The 15,405-nt window shown below is 71.2% G+C and carries 12 protein-coding genes; 9 read left to right on the forward strand and 3 right to left on the reverse strand.

The window, feature by feature from the left end; all coding sequences use genetic code 11:
- Nucleotides 1-16: 16 nt before the first annotated feature.
- Nucleotides 17-433 carry a roadblock/LC7 domain-containing protein gene (locus NUM_RS32445; protein WP_030449102.1) on the reverse strand — a complete coding sequence of 139 codons (417 nt, stop codon included), beginning with the start codon at nt 431-433 and terminating at the stop codon, nt 17-19.
- Nucleotides 430-4,101, reverse strand: a complete 3,672-nt coding sequence (locus NUM_RS32450; protein ID WP_207128744.1) for a sensor histidine kinase — start codon at nt 4,099-4,101, stop codon at nt 430-432. The genes NUM_RS32445 and NUM_RS32450 overlap by 4 nt, the downstream gene beginning before the upstream one ends.
- Before the next feature lie 474 nt (nt 4,102-4,575).
- Here NUM_RS32450 and NUM_RS32455 point away from each other — a divergent pair, with 474 nt between their 5' ends.
- The 9 genes from NUM_RS32455 to NUM_RS32495 all read left to right on the forward strand — a co-directional run bounded on the left by NUM_RS32455 (nt 4,576) and on the right by NUM_RS32495 (nt 13,803).
- Nucleotides 4,576-5,343, forward strand: a complete 768-nt coding sequence (locus NUM_RS32455; protein ID WP_207128745.1) for an ABC transporter ATP-binding protein — start codon at nt 4,576-4,578, stop codon at nt 5,341-5,343.
- Between the two features lie 50 nt (nt 5,344-5,393).
- A complete protein-coding gene (locus NUM_RS32460; RefSeq protein WP_263975158.1) occupies nt 5,394-6,107 on the forward strand; it encodes an ABC transporter ATP-binding protein in 714 nt (237 codons plus the stop codon).
- A gap of 29 nt (nt 6,108-6,136) precedes the next feature.
- Nucleotides 6,137-7,009 carry a branched-chain amino acid ABC transporter permease gene (locus NUM_RS32465; protein WP_207128747.1) on the forward strand — a complete coding sequence of 291 codons (873 nt, stop codon included), beginning with the start codon at nt 6,137-6,139 and terminating at the stop codon, nt 7,007-7,009.
- A 72-nt stretch (nt 7,010-7,081) separates the two neighbouring features.
- Nucleotides 7,082-8,140, forward strand: a complete 1,059-nt coding sequence (locus NUM_RS32470) for a branched-chain amino acid ABC transporter permease (RefSeq protein WP_207128748.1) — start codon at nt 7,082-7,084, stop codon at nt 8,138-8,140.
- A gap of 46 nt (nt 8,141-8,186) precedes the next feature.
- Nucleotides 8,187-9,371, forward strand: coding sequence for an ABC transporter substrate-binding protein (locus NUM_RS32475; RefSeq protein WP_225919001.1), 1,185 nt, complete (start codon nt 8,187-8,189; stop codon nt 9,369-9,371).
- 224 nt (nt 9,372-9,595) lie between these two features.
- Nucleotides 9,596-10,249 carry a uridine kinase family protein gene (locus tag NUM_RS32480; protein ID WP_207128749.1) on the forward strand — a complete coding sequence of 218 codons (654 nt, stop codon included), beginning with the start codon at nt 9,596-9,598 and terminating at the stop codon, nt 10,247-10,249.
- A 460-nt stretch (nt 10,250-10,709) separates the two neighbouring features.
- Nucleotides 10,710-11,855 (forward strand): ABC transporter substrate-binding protein, encoded by a 1,146-nt coding sequence (locus NUM_RS32485; protein ID WP_207128750.1) that lies wholly within the window; start codon nt 10,710-10,712, stop codon nt 11,853-11,855.
- Nucleotides 11,855-12,736 carry a branched-chain amino acid ABC transporter permease gene (locus NUM_RS32490; protein WP_207128751.1) on the forward strand — a complete coding sequence of 294 codons (882 nt, stop codon included), beginning with the start codon at nt 11,855-11,857 and terminating at the stop codon, nt 12,734-12,736. The genes NUM_RS32485 and NUM_RS32490 overlap by 1 nt, the downstream gene beginning before the upstream one ends.
- Entirely contained in the window at nt 12,736-13,803 is a 1,068-nt protein-coding gene (locus NUM_RS32495) for a branched-chain amino acid ABC transporter permease (RefSeq protein WP_207128752.1), read from the forward strand. Before NUM_RS32490 ends, NUM_RS32495 begins: the two co-directional genes overlap by 1 nt.
- Nucleotides 13,804-13,872: 69 nt before the next feature.
- On the opposite strand, the gene NUM_RS32500 is transcribed toward NUM_RS32495, so the two are convergent.
- Nucleotides 13,873-15,189, reverse strand: coding sequence for a cytochrome P450 (locus tag NUM_RS32500; RefSeq protein ID WP_225919002.1), 1,317 nt, complete (start codon nt 15,187-15,189; stop codon nt 13,873-13,875).
- Nucleotides 15,190-15,405: the final 216 nt, after the last annotated feature.

Below are 15,405 nucleotides of genomic sequence, written 5' to 3' on the forward strand. Positions count from 1 at the left end.
GAATCCACGAGACCCCTCAGCTCAACCGTGCGGTCCCCTCGCGCGGTGCCGGGGTGAGCGCATCGCCGACTCGGTCGACCAGCAATGCCATCTCGTACCCCACCTGCCCGACGTCACAACTCCGGGCAGCCAGCACCGCGAACGAGGATCCGTCGCTGATCGACATCAGAAAGAGAAAGCCGTTGTCCATCTCGACGACGGTCTGCAAGACCGCGCCGCCCTCGAAACACCTCGATGCGCCCTGGGTCAGGCTGACCAGCCCGGACGCGATGGCGGCAAGCTGGTCGGCCCGGTCGCGGGGCAGGTCCCGGGAGGAGGCGAGTAAGAGGCCGTCGGCGGAGACCGCGACCGCGTGCGCCACTCCTGGAACCCTGTCCGCAAAGTTGGACAGCAGCCAACCGAGGTCCTGGGTACCTATCTGCTGGGTCGTCATGCCTCCTGCTCCTCGCCAGCACCGTTGCCGGTGCTCCTGTGTCCGGGCGCGGCACCCGCCCGCGGCGAGTCACCGCCGCCGGCGCGCCCGCGCTGGACGCCTCGGTGGTACGCGGACAACAGCCCGCGGACCGCTTCGGGTGAACGTTCCCGTGCCTGGGACTTCGGGCGGGACGCTTCCTCGATGCCGCCCGGCACGAGCTGTGCCATCGGCCGACGGATCGGCAGCCCGGCGGAGGTCGTGTCGGACTCCCGCGGGGTGGTGATCGCCGAGGCCGCCTGCCAGCCCTTGTCCGCGGCCGAACGCCACGGATCGATGTCCGGCCGGCCTTCCGAGGGCACCTCGGCGGTGCGGCTCGGCGGCATCTCGGCCATCGGTCGGTTCAGCGGTGTCCCGGGCATCGGCGGGGTCGCCGACCTCGCCGGGCCGGACTCGGCCGGACGACGAGCCGGCTCGGCGGGCCGGGCCGCCGGCTGGTTGCGCGGCGCATCGCCGCCGGACGGCACCCGGGTGGGCAGCACGGTGGGCCGCTTCTTCGGCTCGGCCGCACGCACCGGCGCCTCCTGTGCCCGGGTCGCCGTCACCCCCGCCGGCCGGGCCGCGGACGCCACCGGTGCGGGGGGCGCACCGACCGCCGGCGCGGTCCGGGGCCGGGACGGGCTGGTCCGGAACCAGGCCGACTCGACCTCGCGGAAGATGGGCAACTCCATCGTGTCGTCGACATTCCTCGGGATGATCTCGGCCCGACCTGCCCCGGAACCGTGCTCCGGCTCCGGCGTGGCCGAGTCTAGCCCGCGGTGCGCCGAAATCTCCTCGTCCGAGCGGCCGTCGTACCGGCGCTGGTGTGTCGCCGTGGCCGGCTCGGCCGGGGCCGGCTCGGCCGGCGACCAGACGTCCCGGCCGGGCAGCTGCGGTGTCTCCACCGTCAGGTCGTCGGCCATCGGGCGTGCCGGCGGCTCCGCCCACGGGTCGTGCCCGCCGAGGGTGCCGGCGATCGACTCGTTGGCCGGCTCCGGGTCGGACACCGGCCGTTGCGGGGCGCGCCGGACCGAGTCGTCCAGCGACCGGCGCGGCGGCTCGGCCGGGATCCGGTCGAACGTGACGGTGTCGTCCGCCGCCGAGACCGGCGGCCTGCTGTCGTCCCGCCGCAGCGACGCCGTCCGGTCCGGCTCCGCACCGGTCAGCCGCTGGTACGGCGCGGGCTCGGACTGCTGCTCGAACGACTGCGGCTCGGGCTGCTGGTACGAGGTCTGCTCGAACGCGGTCGGCTCGGGCTGCTGGTAGGCGGCCGGCCGCGACTGCTCGTACGGCTCGGGGGGCGGCGGCGCGTCGAAGCTGCCCGTCTGCTCCTGGGCGAGCTTGCGGGGCGGCGGGTCGAACAGGCTGCGCCGGATCGGCTCGTCCGCACCGCGGGTCGGTGTCGGGTCGGCGGTCGTGGGCTCGTCCGGCTGGCCCGGCTGGCGCCGGGGCAGCGCGCTCGACCCGTTGTTGAGCCGGTGCCCGTTGGCCGCGTCGGCGAGGCTGTCGCGTGCCGGCGGCTGGAACGGGATACCCGGCATCGGGTCGGCCGGCTCCGGCGCGACCGGCCGGGACGGCTCCCGGGTGGACCGGCCGGAGCCGGTCTCCAGCGCCAGCGGGCCACCCTGGCTCGGCAGCTCGGTCGGCCGGACCCCCGGCCGCTCGGTCGGGACCAGCACGGCTGCCGGCAGCACCACGTCGGCGACGGTGCCGCGCTCCGGCGCGGGCCGCAGCTCGATCTTGATGCCGAGCCGGGACGCCAGCCGGCCGACCACGACCAGACCCATCATCCGGGACACCGCGACGTCGACCAGCGGCGGATTGGCCAGCCGCTCGTTCACCTCGGCGAGCACGTCACCCGACATGCCGATGCCGCGGTCCTCGATCTGCACGATCGCCCGGTCACCGACCCGGCGCGCGTCGACCACCACCGCGGTGTCCGGCGAGGAGAACGCGGTCGCGTTGTCCAGCAGCTCGGCGACCAGGTGCACCACGTCGTTGACCGCGGTCGCCTCGACCTCGACGTCCCGGTCGACCACGCCGAACTCGATCCGGGTGTACTGCTCGACCTCGGACTGGGCGGCCCGCAGCACGTCGCCGAGCGGCGCCGCCTCGCGCCGCGCGCGGGTGGAGTCGGCGCCGGCGAGGACCAGCAGGTTCTCGTCGTTCCGGCGCATCCGGGTGGCCAGGTGGTCGAGCTGGAACAGCTGCGCCAACCGGTCCGGGTCCTCCTCGCCCTGCTCCAACCGGTCGAGGTGACCGATCAGCCGGTCGACCAGCAGCTGGGACCGGCGGGCCAGGTTGATGAACATGGTGGAAACGCTGGCGCGCAGCACGGCCTGGGCGGCGGCCACCCGGACCGCCTCCCGGTGGACGACGTTGAACGCCTCGGAGACCTGGCCGATCTCGTCCCGGCCGCGCACCTGGATCGGGTCGCGGACCTGGCCGGCGATCTCCTCCGGCGTCATGCCGCCGATCGACTCGGCCGACTCCAGCTGGCCGACCGCCTGCGGCAGGCCCTCGTACGCCACCTGCAGGGCGCCCTCCCGCAGCCGCCGCAGCGACCGGGCCATCGCCCGGGCCACCAGCAGGGCCAGCAGGATGGCGATCACCAGGACGACGAGGCCGGCGCCGGCCTCCGCGATCACCTGGCGGACCACCGAGGCGACCGTCGCCTTGGCGTGCGCCGCGGCGTTCGCGTCGAGCACCTTCTCCACCGTGCGGATCGCGTTGATCCGCTTCGACATGGCCGAGTTCCAGTCGCTGGCCTGGATGCCGAGGTGGTTGTTGAGCCCGACGGTACGGGCGTCGGTCTCCAGCCGGGTGGAGTCCTGCACCTGCGGGCCGCTGACCGACTCTTCCAGTTCCTGCTTCTGGTCGTCGGACGCGGACCGGTTGAACGAGTCGTACGCGCTCTGCTGGTCGGTCAGGGTGCCGAGGAACGTCTCGAAGCTGGTCGCGTCGAACCCGCTGGAGTCGTCGATGACCCGCAGCAGCGCCAGCTGCTCCTGCGCCGCGTACTCCTTGGCGTCGGAGAGCGCCGCGTTCGCGGTGAGCTCGCTGGACAGGCTGCGGTCGTTGGTCAGGTGCGTCATCGAGTCGCGCAGGTCCAGCAGCTCGGAGATCAGCACCTGGTACCGGAACGTCACGGACGCGACGGTGGCCTCGCTGGAGGAGGAGAGCACCTCGCTGCGGCCGGTCTTGGTCAGCGAGTCGAGCTGGTCGTCGATGACCGTGAGGTTGCCCGAGATGTCGTCGGAGGCGCCGTTGAGCTTGTCCCGCTCGGCGCGGTAGCTGCCGATCGAATCGTCGGTGGCGGAGGACTGCTTCTTGAACTGGTCGGCCAGGTCGGAGTGGCCCGACCGGCCCTTGGACATCATGGCCTCGGCCGCGTCCAGCCGCTCGTCCTGCAACTGCTCGATCAGGTTGCCGGCCTGGGTGCTCAGCTTCAACGTCGCGTCCACCCGGCGCGCCTCGGACAGCGTCTGGCCGGCGTTGGCGAGCTCGATTCCGGCCAGCGCGACCACCGCGAGCACCGGGACGACCAGGATCAGGCCCAGCTTCGACTGGATGCGGACGTCGCTCAGCCGCGGAATCGGGCGCCGCCGGCGTTGGCGTCCTGCCTGGGTCGCCGCGGTCCGCTTGCTCACTTGCTGCCGCCTTCCAAGACTGCGTGACTGCTTGTGCTTGTCGGGCCGGGCCACCACACCGAGCCCCCGGGGATTCCACCACGCTCGATCAGAAAGAGAAACCCCGAGCAGGGTACGGCAAGTGGGACACCGCATACCGGCCGGCCGGGTTGCGTCCCGACCGTCCGGAGAGTGTCGAAACCACTACTGACAGTGCCGCCCATCTGCCCTGGTCACGGAACCCGGAACCGGTCCCCGCCGACATCATGTCATCGATCCGTATCAATCTGACAGCGGTGGGTTCGTGTCCCCTTGACGCGAAACGGTCGAGCTACGAAGATATCGCCGCGGTCCGGCACAAGCCAGCTGTCCGGCCACCATTCCTCCCGTCGCTCGACGGCGCGAGAATGACCCGCGACAGAACGGCCAGGACGTGCCGTGTGGATCGAGCGTTGGTAAGGGAAAAATGTCAGCTTTGCATCGGCCGTCGATCCGATGAACTGTGCCCTCGAGGTCTCCTCGGCGACCGTGCGTTACGGCGGCGTCGCGGCCATCGACGACCTGTCCTTCCAGCACGAAGACGGCGGTGTCGTCGGCCTGATCGGGCCGAACGGCGCCGGCAAGACCACCCTGCTGAACGTGCTGTCCGGCGCGGTCCGGCTCACCACCGGCCGGATTTCGTTGCAGGGGCGTGACCTCACCAGCCGCAAGCCGCACCAGATCGCCCGGCTCGGCATCACCCGCACCTTCCAGAACCTGCAGGTCTTCGGTTCACTGTCGGTGCTGGACAACGTGCTGCTGCCGCGGGTCGCGCGCGGCTGGGCGACCGCCGTCGGCGACATGGTGCTGCTGCCCCAGGCGCACCGAAAGGTCCAGGCCGAACGGGCCCGGGCACTCGACCTGCTCGACCGGGTCGGCATCGCCGAGTACGCCCAGCAGCCGGCCGGCTCGCTGGCGTACGGGCTGCAGCGGCGGGTGGAGATCGCCCGCGCACTGGCCGGCGACCCCGAGCTGATCCTGCTGGACGAGCCGCTCGCCGGGCTGTCCGCCTCGGAGAGCGTCGACCTCACCGAACTGTTCACCAAGGTGTCCACCGAGGGCATCACGGTGCTGCTGGTCGAGCACGACGTGGCCAGCGTGCTGTCGGTCTCCAAGCGGGTCCTGGTGCTCGACCACGGCCGGCTGCTCGCCGACGGGACGCCGGACGAGGTGTCCGCCAACCCCGAGGTCCGGGCCGCCTACCTCGGTGAGGAGTGGACATGAGCGAGCAGGCCGCGGAGGAGAAGACGCCGAGCGGTGCCGGCGACGGCGAGCTGGTGCTGTCGGTGACCGAGCTGGTCGCCGGGTACGACCGGATCGAGGCGCTGCACGGCATCGACATCGAGGTACGCGCCGGCGAGGCGGTGACGCTGATCGGCGCCAACGGTGCCGGCAAGACCACCCTGCTGGGCACGATCGCGGGCCTGCTGAAGGCGTGGCGCGGCCGGATCCAGTTCGCCGGCGAGGACGTCACCCGGTGGTCGGCGGAACGGCGCACCCGCGCCGGGCTCGCCCTGGTACCGGAGGGCCGGCGGGTGTTCGCCGGCCTCACCGTCGAGGAGAACCTGCACCTCGGGGCGTACTCGCGGGCCCGGTCGTCCACCGCCGAGGGGCTCGCCACCGTGTACGAGCTGTTCCCGAAGCTGAAGGACCGCCGCCGGCAACCGGCCGGCACCATGTCCGGCGGCGAGCAGCAGATGCTCGCGATCGGCCGGGCGCTGATGAGCCGGCCCAAGCTGCTGCTGCTGGACGAGCCGTCACTGGGGCTCGCCCCGCTCGCGGTGCGCGAGGTGGCCGACGCGCTGGTCGAGCTGGCCGGCCGGGACACCACGCTGGCGCTGGTCGAGCAGAACGCGCAGGTCGCGTTCCACGTGGCGCAGCGCGGCTACCTGCTGGACCGCGGCCGCGTGGTGACCGCCGGTTCGGTCGACGAGCTGCGCGACGACCCGCGGGTGCACCAGGCGTACCTGGGGCAGCCGGCCCAGTGAACAGCTGCAGAGCGGCGCGGTAGCGGCGCATGTCGGAGTTTCTGACCTTCACCCTGACCGGCCTGGGCACCGGTACCACCTATGCCCTGGTCGGTCTCGGCGTCGCGATGGTCTTCCAGGTCACCGGCGTGATCAACTTCGCGCAGGGCGACTTCGTGATGATCGGCGGGCTGTCGTTCGCCAGCTTCGCCGAGGCCGGCCTGCCGGAGCCGGTCGCCGCGCTGCTCGCCCTGCTGATCACCACCGTGGTCGGCGCGCTGCTCAACCTGCTGGTGATCCGGCCGGCCCGGCGGGCCAACCGGGAACGGCTGGTCATCCTCACCATCGGCGCCTCGATCACCCTGGAGGGCGTCGCGCTGCTGGTGTTCGGCGCCGACTCGCACTTCGCCAGCGCGTTCACCGGCGGTGACCCGATCTCGATCGGCGGTGCGCGACTGCCCCGGCAGTACCTGTGGTGCGCCCTCGCCACGGTGGTCGCGGTCGTGCTGATGTGGCTGTTCCTGACCCGCACGCGGCCCGGTACGGCGATGCGGGCCACCGCGATGGACACCGACGCGGCCCGGCTGATGGGCATCTCGCCGGCCCGGATGAGCCTGCTCGCGTTCACCCTGGCGGCGGCGCTCGGCGCGATCGGCGGCATCGTGTTGACGCCGCTGCAGCCGCCGGACGCGTCGGTCGGCATTCCCTTCGGGCTCAAGGCGTTCACCGCGGCGGTGATCGGCGGGCTGTCGTCGCCGGTCGGCGCGGTGTTCGGCGGGCTGCTGGTGGGCCTGGTCGAGGCGTACGCGACCGGCTACATCAGCAGCGACTACAAGAACACGTTGACCTTCGGGTTGCTGCTGCTGGTGCTGCTGATCCGGCCGACCGGACTGCTGCACCGGGCTTCGGTGGTGCGGGTATGACCGACGACGCACTCGCCGCCGCGGAGGAGCTGGGATGACCGACGACGCGCTCTCCACCGCGGAGGAGCTGGGATGAGCGACGACGCACTCGCCGCCGCGGAGCGGTCGGCGACCAGCGTGCTGCATGCGGTGCTGCGGTCCCGGTGGCTGCGGTACGCGATCTTCCTCGGGGTGCTGGCGCTGGTGCCGGCGGTGTTCACCCGGGTGCCCTTCTACACCATGTCGGTCGGCGTGCTGATGGCGATCCAGGCGATCGCCGCGCTCGGGCTGATCCCGCTGACCGGCCACGCCGGGCAGATCTCGCTGGGGCAGGCGGCGTTCTTCGCGATCAGCGGCTACACCTCGGCGCTGCTGACCACCCGCTGGCACACCAACGCGCTGCTGGCGATGATCGCCGGGATGGCGTTGTCGGCCGCGGTCGCCTACCTCGTCGGTACGTTCATCTTCCGGGCCCAGGGGCAGTACCTGGTGCTCGCCACGCTGTCGTTCGGGCTGCTCGTCAGCTACCTGGCCAACCAGCTGCCGCTCACCGGCGCGGCGGACGGCATCCCCGGCATCCCGGCGCTGGCACCGTTCGGCTTCACCATCTCCGGCGACGTCGACATGTACTACCTCGTCGCGCTGGTGCTGCTGATCGCGGTGATCGTGGTGGACGCGCTGCTGCGCTCGCCGGTCGGCAAGGCGCTGACCGCGCTGGGCGACAGTCCGGTCGCGACGGCCGCGGCGGGAGTGTCCATCGCCGGCCTGCGCCGCAACGCGTTCACGCTGGCCGCGGCGTTGTCCGCGCTCGCCGGCAGCCTGTACGCGCACTGGTCGACGTACATGGATCCCGGCCAGGCCGGCATTCTCAGCTCGGTCCAGCTGCTGATCATCGCCACCATCGGCGGGCAACGGCTGGTCTGGGGGGCCCCGGTGGGCGCCTTCGTGGTGATCACGTTCTCGGAGGCGTCCAAAACCCTGATCCCCAAGGTGATCCCGCAGGCGACCGGCAACTACGAGATCGTGGTGTACGGGATCGCGCTGATCGTCATCCTGCTGTTCCTGCCCCGGGGTGTGGGCGGCGGGCTGATCGGACTGGCCGGGCGACTCGCCCGGGCGGTACGCGGCCGGGAGGCAACCGCGGTGGACTGAACGTCCCACCTCACGGCCGAACCGGACACTCCGAGGAGGAGCACACGTGTTTCAGCTACGGCGTACTGCTGCGGCCCTCAGCTGTGCCGCGCTGGCGGCGGCTGCGGTCGGGCTCAGCGGCTGCGCGGCCGACGAATCGAGCGCGTCGGACAGCAAGGGTGACATCAAGATCGGAGCCAGCCTCGAGCTGTCCGGTCCCACCCAGAGCATCGGCACCGTCTACAAGAAGGCGCTGCAGCTCGAGGTCGCGGACCTCAACAAGAAGGGTGTCCTGAACGGCCGCAAGCTCAAGCTGATCATCAAGGACAACGGCACCGACCCGGCCAAGAACACCACCAACATCAATGACTTCATCAAGAACGAGCACGTCGCAGCGCTGATCGACGGTGGCTGCTCGGCCTGCACGGTGCCGGTGACGAGCGTGGTCGAGAAGGCCAAGGTGCCGATGATCGCGCTCTCCTCGGCCAGCGCCGTGACCGAGCCGGTGGCGCAGCGGCAGTACACGTTCAAGATCTCGCCGAACCCGGCGCAGGACGCCGATGTGCTGATGACGTCGTTGAAGCAGAAGCACATCACCTCGATCGGGCTGCTCAACGTCTCCAACACCTACGGGCAGGACGGCCGCAAGTCGGTGACCGCGCTGGCGAAGAAGAACGGCATCAAGGTGGTCAGCACCCAGTCGTTCGGCCAGGACGACAAGGACATGAGCGCGCAGGCCACGAAGATCAAGAACGCGCACCCGGACGCGGTCGTGATGTGGGCGGTCATGCCGGCCGCCGGTATCGCCGCGAAGAACCTCGAGGACGCCGGGATCAAGGGCAACGAGGTCTACATGGACGCCGGTGCCGGTGCCGAGCTGTTCGTCAAGGGCGCGCAGAGCGCCGCCGAGGGCACCCACATGGTGTTCCCGCAGACGCTCGCGATCAACGACGTCACCTCCACCACGCCGCAGGTCGCCGACCAGAAGCAGTGGTTCAAGGAGTACTCCTCGAAGTACGGGAACTACTCCGGCTTCGCCTCGTTCGCGGCCGACGCGCTGCGGATGATCAAGCAGGCGATCGAGAAGACCCAGGGCACCGACCACACCAAGCTGCGCGACGCCCTGGAGACGATGGGCATCGACGGGCTCTCCGGCCGGATCCAGAACTCGGCGAAGCAGCACTCCGGGCTGCAGGAGTCGGCGCTGGCCGTACTGGAGGTCAAGAACGGCGAGTGGCACCTGAGCAACTGACGCCACCGGCGGACGGCCGGGCGATGCGGCCCCGGGGCGTGCTCCCCGGGGCCGCGCACTGTTCGCCGACCGTGTTTCCGGCCACCCTGCGCAACCGCACTCACGGAACGAAACAGCAGGTCAGCGACGCTTTCCGGTCGCGGGCGAGGTTCGGCGCCGCCGCTGCGGCACGGCCACACCGGTACCCTGCTCGAGACTTGTCGACGGAGCCGAACGGAGGGGCGATGCACGCCGACGGAGGTATCGCCCGGGTCGTGCTGCTGGCCGGGCCGTCCGGCTCCGGCAAGTCGTACGTGGCGCACCGGTGCGGCGTGCCGGTGCTGCCGCTGGACGACTTCTACCTCAACGGCGACGACCCGCGGCTGCCCCGGGTCGGTGACGGGCCGGCGACCGGCCCGCACCCGGCCCCGGTCGACTGGGAGTCGCCGGCCAGCTGGGACGCCACCGCCGCGGTCGCCGCGATCGAGCTGCTGGCCCGCACCGGCTCAGTGGAGGTGCCGCACTACGACATCAGCGTCGACCGGTGCACCGGGTACGAGCGGCTGGAGCTGCGGGGCGCCCGGGTGTTCGTGGCCGAGGGCATCTTCGCCGCGGAGATCGCCGCCGCCTGCCGGGACCGCGGTGTGCTGGCCGCCGCGTACGCGCTGCGCCGGCCCCGGGCCGTCACGTTCTGTCGCCGGCTGGCCCGCGACCTGCGCGAGCACCGCAAGCCGCCGGGGGTGCTGCTGCGCCGTGGGGTGCGGCTCTACCGGGACGAGTCGCGGGTGCTGACCCGGCAGGCGGCGCTGGGCTGCCGGCCGGCGTCGGCCACGGCGGTCCGCCGGACGATCATCGCGGCGGCCCGGCCGGCGACCGACCGGCAGACCGCGCTGTCCTGAGCACGACGGGCCGACCCTCCGTGCCGGCCGGTACGGGCTCCGGACACCTTCCCGTCACCCGCTCGACGTCACGGATCGACGATGGGTGGCCGGCCCGACACCCGCGGTGGCCAGGACCGCGACGTACGTCACCACGCATCGATCGGCACCTATGTCGTGGCGTACGGTCGGCTGCGCGCTGGCCTGCGTGCGCTGTCTTTCGGTTGCGTATCAATCCGACATCCGCGCAGGTCCACCGCTTGACGCCTGGCACGAAGATCATGAAGATCATCGCTGCGCTGCACTGCGGTAGTCGTACGCACGTCGACCCGCCCGACCCGCGGCGGCCACGCACGTTGTGGTCCGGCTGAGCGGTGGCGCGACGGGTTGTGCCGTCTCGGCCCACCCGTTCGATCCCACGAACTGAGCAGGGGGCGAGCAGGTGTCCACGCGACACTGGGTAGCGGCTGGTCTTGCCGCAGTGGTGACACTCTCCGTCGGCACGGGCTGTGCCAAGGAGCAGAGTTCCGGCGGTGACGACAGCTCGCAGATCGTCATCGGGGCCGACCTCGAACTGTCCGGCCCCGCCGCGGTTCAGGGCGAGGCGTACCAGCGGGCGCTCAAGATGGTCCAGGCCGACATCAACAAGACCGGTATCAAGGTCGGCGACAAGACCAAGAAGGTCAAGCTGGTCATCCGGGACAACAAGTCGGATCCGGCCGAGTCGCTGACGGTGGCGAAATCGCTGATCAACAACGACCACGTGGCGGCGATCGTCGGTGCCGGCGCGTCCCCCACCACCATGCCGATGATCCCGGTGGCCGAGAAGGCCAAGATCCCGATGATCTCCATGGGCTCGTCCGGCGCCATCGTCAACCCGGTCCAGAAGTACGTCTTCAAGACGCCGGGCAACACCGACGTCATCGGCAACGTCATGATGAAGGCGTTCGCCAAGAAGAAGATCAAGAAGATCGCCGTGCTGTCGGTGGACAACCCGTACGGTGAGGCCGGGCTGAAGGAGTGGCAGGCCCTCGACAAGGCCGGCAAGATCGACCTGGTCACGAACCAGAAGTTCTCCGACTCGGTCAAGGACCTGAGCGTGCAGGCGACGAAGGTGACCGCCGCGAAGCCGGACGCCGTCGTGGTGTGGGCGATCCCGCCGCAGTCCGGCCTGGCCGCGAAGGCGCTGCGGCAGAAGAAGTTCCCCGGCGACAAGGTGTACTACGACACCGGCGCCGGTTCGGAGCTGTTCGTCAAGGGCGCCGGTGCGGCGTCCGAGGGCTCGTACATGGTGCACTCCCGGGTGCTGGCCGGTAACGAGATCACCGCGACCACCCCGGCCGCGCAGACCGAGAAGAACTTCTTCACCGAGTACTCCGCCAAGTACGGCGGCTTCTCCGGCTTCGCGCCGATGGCCGCCGACGCGCTGAACCTGATCGTCGCCGCGATCAAGAAGGGTGGCTCCGCCGACCCGCAGGACATCCAGAAGTCGCTGGAGAACCTGAGCTACGACGGCGCGTTCGGCACGTACCAGTTCAGCCCGACCAACCACGGCGGGGTCAGTGAGTCCTCGTTGACCGTCCTTCAGGTGAAGAACGGGACGTGGTCTCTCAGCGATCTCGGCTGATGAGCGAACTGCTGCAGTACGTGGTCACCGGTCTCACGACCGGGTCCGCATACGCCCTGGTGGGCCTGGGCATCGCCCTGATCGCCCAGGTCACCGGGGTGATCAACTTTGCTCAGGGTCAGTTCGTGATGCTCGCCGGGCTGCTGTTCGCGGTCCTTCAGGAGCACCGGGTACCGACGGTGCTCGCGGCGCTCGCCGCGCTCGCGGTGACCGTACTGGTCGGGCTGGCCCTGGAGCGGCTGGTGCTGCCGCGGCAGGCCGCCGGGCGTACCGACCAGGCGATCATGCTGACCATCGGCGCCTCGATCGTCATCGAGGGCATCGCGTTCGTGACGATCGGTACCGAACCGAAGTTCGCCCGGCCGTTCACCGCCGGTGAGGCGCTGCGGTTCGGCGGCGCCTCGATGGACCGCCAGTACCTCTGGGTGATCGGCATCGCGGCGCTGGTGATGCTCGCGGTGTGGCTGGTGCTCACGCACACCCGCACCGGCTGGGCGATGCGGGCCACCGCGATGGACCCGGACGCCGCCCGGCTGTCCGGCATCTCGCCGAGCCGGATGTCGCTGCTGGTGTTCCTCGCCGCGGCGGCGCTCGGCGCGATCGGCGGCATCGTGCTGGCCCCGCTGCAGTCGCCGGACGCGAGCGTCGGCATCGGGCTGGGGCTGAAGGGGTTCGCGGCGGCGGTGATCGGCGGGCTGGACCGGCCGGCCGGCGCGGTCGCCGGCGGTCTCGCCGTCGGCGTCGTCGAGGCGCTGGCGAGCGGGTACCTGCCGTCGTCCCAGTCCGGGTTCGCCGACGGCATCGCCTACGCGGTACTGCTGGTGGCACTGATCGCCCGGCCCACCGGGCTGCTGCGCCGAGTCACGGGGGAACGGGTCTGATGGCCGCGACCGACACCGCACCGGCCGAGGCGCCGGGCGGGCTGCTCGACCGGGTGGACGCCAACCGGTTGCTGCGACCGCTGGTCCGGGTGGGCCTGCCGGCCGTGTTGCTGCTGATCGCGCTGCTGCTGATCCCGTTCGTGTTCACCCGGGTGGCGCCGTACACGATGTCGGACGGCGTGCTGCTGGTGCTGCTCGCCACCGCGTCGCTGGGGCTGGTGCCGCTGACCGGGTACGCCGGCCAGGTCTCGCTGGGGCAGGCGGCCTTCTACGGCACCGGCGCCTACACCACGGCGATCCTGACCGTCCGGTACCACCAGAGCCCGCTGCTGGGCATCCTGGTCGGCCTGGTCGTGGCCGGGCTGCTGGCCTGGTTGCTGGGGTTGGCGCTGTTCCGGGCCGCGGGCCACTACCTGACCCTCGCCACGATCGCGGTCGGTCTGGTGCTCGCCGTCGTGGTCAAGCAGTTCGACCTGACCGGCGGCGCCGAGGGAATCTCCGGGCTGCCGGCGCTGTCGCTGGGCGGGCTGGAGTTCTCCGACGACGTGAGCTTCTTCTACCTGGCGGCCGGGGTCCTGGTGGTGGCGAGCCTGGTGGTGCAGCGGGTCTGCCGCTCGCAGCTGGGTACCACCCTGCTGGCGATCTCCGACTCGCCGATCGCGGCGCAGTCGGCCGGGGTGGACCCGGCGCCGCAGAAGCGGTTCGCGTTCGTGCTGGCCGCGGTGGTCAGCGCGCTGGCCGGCTCGCTCTACGCGCTGTGGTCCAGCTTCGTCGACGTGAACACGCTGGACCTGAACCTGTCGCTGCAGCTGCTGATCATCGCCACCGTCGGCGGTCGGCGCAGCGTGTACGGGGCGACGGTCGGCGCGTTCGTCATCGTGTCGCTCGCCCGGTTCGCCAAGGAGTGGCTGCCGGCGGTGTCCAGTCACGCCGGCGGTCAGGTCGAGATCATCGCCTACGGCCTGGCGCTGATCCTGGTACTGCGGCTGCTCCCGCGCGGCATCGTCGGCGCCATCGCGGCGTCGTTGAAGCGTCTGGTGACGCCGACGGCGAAGGCGTCCGAGTAGCGGGGGCGACTCAAGTAGCGAACAAGAGCCGGGAATCGTTGCCGCGCAACGGTTCCCGGCTCGTTCGTCTCAGCGCAGGGTCCAGCTGATCGGCAGGTGCTTGATGCCGTGCTGGAAGTTGGAGCGCAGCCGCTGTGGCTCGCCCGCGGCGCGGACCTCGACCAGCCGGTCCAGCAGCGCGTCGAACATCGCGACCAGTTGTGCCTTGCCCAGCATCGAGCCCAGGCAGTAGTGCGGGCCGTGGCCGAACGACAGGTGGTCGCCGGCCGACCGGCCCACGTCGAACGTGTCCGGATCGTCGAACACCCGCGGGTCCCGGTTCGCCGAGGCGAAGTAGACGACGACCTTGTCACCGGCGGCGATGCGCTGGCCGGCCAGCTCGGTGTCCTCGGTGGCGGTCCGGCGGAAGTGGATCACCGGGGTCCACCAGCGCAGCATCTCGTCGGCGGCGCCGGGCAGCAGCGACCGGTCCGCGGCCAGCCGCTGCCACTGCTCCGGGTGGTGCAGCAGCGCGTACATGCCGCCCGGGATGCCGTTGCGCAGCGTCTCGTTACCGGCCACCGCGAACAGCCAGAACATGTTCTCGAACTCGTCGGTGGACAGCCCGTCGCCGTCCACCTGGGACAGCATCAGGGACATGATGTCCTCGCCCGGCGCGCGCCGCTTCTCGGCCGCCAGCTCGTGCGCGTACGCGTACAGGTCGGGGATGCCGCCGCGGGTGCGCGGGTCGGGCATGGTGCCGTCCGGGCCGGGGCTCGGACGCACCGCGAGCGCCGCCTTCGCCATCGGCGTGGCGCCGGTGGCGTCGGTGAGCGAGATCGCCGCGTACTCCGGGTCCTGGAAGCCGATCACCCGGCTGGCCCAGTCGAACATCAGGTACCGGTCGGTCTGCGGCACGCCGAGCACGTCGGCGAGGGTCCACACCGGCAGGTCGGCGGCGACCTTGGCGAAGTCGGCGGTGCGGTCGGTGGCGCCGTCGATCATCTGGTCGACGATCAGCCGGGCCCGCTCCACGATGCGTTCCCGCAGCCGGTCGACCGCCCGCGGGGTGAACGAGCGGCTCACGATCCGGCGCAGCCGGGAGTGCTCCGGCGGGTCCATGTTCAACATCGACTTCCGCGTGTACGCCAGGTCCTCGGGCGTCGCGGGGTCGCGGATCTGGGTGGCACCCAGTTCGGACGAGAACAGCTGCGGTCGCTTCAGCGCGTACTTGACCTCGGCGTGCCGCCAGACCGCCCAGTACCCGGGGCCGTGCTCGACACCGTCGACCGACCGTTCCGGCACCCAGGACACCGGCGCCGCCTCGCGCAGCCGGGTCAACTCCTCGTACGGCATGCCGGTCTGGTAGGTCTGCGGGTCGTAGATGACCTGCTCGTCGGTTGCCACCGCTGCTCCCTTGCCGCCCCGGGCCGCCCGCCGGGTACTTCCCCGGCACGACCCGGGTGCCACTGATCTTGCGCTCGCGAGCTTGCCAGCCCTGCCGACCGAAGGCAATACGACGGCAATCCCCGCTGGCTCACACCCGCGCTGTCCCGGATCGTCCCGGCCGGCACGCGCGCCTTCCCGGCCGGCCTCGGATCGTCCCGGCCCCGGATCATCCCG

Source organism: Actinocatenispora comari (assembly GCF_017312725.1).
GTDB lineage: Bacteria > Actinomycetota > Actinomycetes > Mycobacteriales > Micromonosporaceae > Actinocatenispora > Actinocatenispora comari.